The organism is Pseudomonas sp. FSL R10-0399 (assembly GCF_009600165.1).
Taxonomy (GTDB): Bacteria; Pseudomonadota; Gammaproteobacteria; order Pseudomonadales; family Pseudomonadaceae; genus Aquipseudomonas; species Aquipseudomonas helleri.
Map to the genome: position 1 here is coordinate 1 of NZ_WIWK01000242.1, position 1558 is coordinate 1558.

A 1558-nucleotide genomic window follows, 5' to 3' on the forward strand; every position below is an offset into this window, starting at 1 on the left:
GATGCCGCCGGTGTCTGCCCCACGGCCCTTTGCACCTCGTGCGCCAATACCTGTCGCGCCAACCCCCGCCGCGTGCACGGGGGCGGACTTGCTGGCGCACATTGCCGCGTTGGCCAACGAAGGCAAAAGCAGCGACGCCCGCCAGGCTTGCGAGCAGTTTTTGCAACAGCATGGCCCCCACGCTCAGGTGTTCTACTGGCTGGGCCTGCTCAGCGATGTTGAGGATCAAGCGGCGCAGGCGCAGAGTTTCTATCGCAAGGCGCTGTACCTGGAACCCCAGCATTCAGAAGCGCTGGCGCACCTGGCCGCTCTCTTGGCTGCCCAAGGTGACGCAGCAGGCGCCCAGCGCTTGCAGGAGCGCGCTGCCCGTCATGAACGTTCGGTTCACAGTGAGCGCAAACAATGAGAGGTTTATTCGCCCAAGGCTTGATCCATGACGAAGCCCAGACCATTGATGACTGCTGGAACCGCATCGGCATCTTCGGCGACAAGTCCTGCCCGAAGTTGCCGGAGCACATCCATTGCCGCAATTGCGCGGTGTATTCCGCTGCCGCCACGCGCTTGCTGGATCGCTACTCGTTTGAGCAAGAACCTGAGGAGCACAACACCCAGCCAATGGCTGAGCAAAAAGTTGCCACACGTTCGCTGGTGGTATTCCGTCTGGGCGGTGAATGGCTGGGCCTGAACACTGTGTGCCTCGACGAAGTGGCGCGCATGCAAGCCATTCACTCGTTGCCGCACCAGCGTTCGCGGGCCCTGCAAGGGGTGGCCAACGTGCGCGGTGCGCTGGTGCCGTGTTTGTCGCTGGTTGACCTGCTGGGGCTGGACCCTACGGTGACCATTACCCCTTCGCAACGGGTGATGCCGCGCATGCTGATCGTGGCCGCCCATGGTGGCCCGGTGGTGTTGCCGGTAGATGAAGTCGACGGTGTCCACAACATTGAAGAACGCGCTTTGAACGCCGCCTCGCTGTCGGGCGAGCATGCCAGCGCGAAATACACCCGGGGTGTGCTGGCCTGGAAAAGCCGCAGCCTGCGCTGGCTGGATGAAGAACAACTGCTTGGCGCAATTACCCGGAGCCTGACATGACCCCCGAGCAAATGCGCGACGCGTCGCTGCTTGAACTGTTCAGCCTGGAGGCTGAGGCCCAGACGCAGGTGCTGAATGAGGGGTTGCTGGCGCTTGAGCGCAACCCAACCCAGGCCGACCAGCTGGAAGCCTGCATGCGCGCCGCCCACTCGCTCAAGGGCGCAGCGCGGATTGTCGGCGTGGATGCGGGCGTCAGCGTGGCCCACGTGATGGAAGACTGCCTGGTCAGCGCGCAAGAAGGCCGTTTGCGCCTGCATCCCGAACACATTGATGCTTTGTTGCAGGGCACTGACCTACTGATGCGCATCGCCACGCCGGGCAGCGACAACGTCGGCCCGGCCGATATCGACGCGTATGTCGCGCACCTCAACGAACTGCTGGATCCTTCCGGGCGGGTGGCGCCACGGGCCGCGCCCGTGGAATTCGACGTCTCGCAACTGTTGCTGGCCCCCGAGCCTCTGCCTGAGCC

At 63.7% G+C, this 1558-nt stretch carries 3 protein-coding genes; all 3 read left to right on the forward strand.

The features are described from left to right. Window positions 1–406 (forward strand): tetratricopeptide repeat protein (locus tag GHO41_RS29960; RefSeq protein ID WP_371929072.1); only part of this gene is annotated, 406 nt, incomplete at its 5' end. Next, window positions 403–1089 carry a chemotaxis protein CheW gene (locus tag GHO41_RS29180; RefSeq protein ID WP_153326145.1) on the forward strand — a complete coding sequence of 229 codons (687 nt, stop codon included), beginning with the start codon at window positions 403–405 and terminating at the stop codon, window positions 1087–1089. The genes GHO41_RS29960 and GHO41_RS29180, both read left to right, overlap by 4 nt. After that, window positions 1086–1558, forward strand: a 473-nt coding sequence (locus GHO41_RS29185) for an Hpt domain-containing protein (protein WP_256678892.1), incomplete at its 3' end; no start/stop codon positions are given. The genes GHO41_RS29180 and GHO41_RS29185, both read left to right, overlap by 4 nt.

What these genes read in the sequence shown, in the direction of transcription:
- GHO41_RS29180 (WP_153326145.1), top strand. Translation starts at nt 403, where the DNA reads ATGAGAGGTTTATTCGCCCAAGGCTTGATCCATGACGAAGCCCAGACC.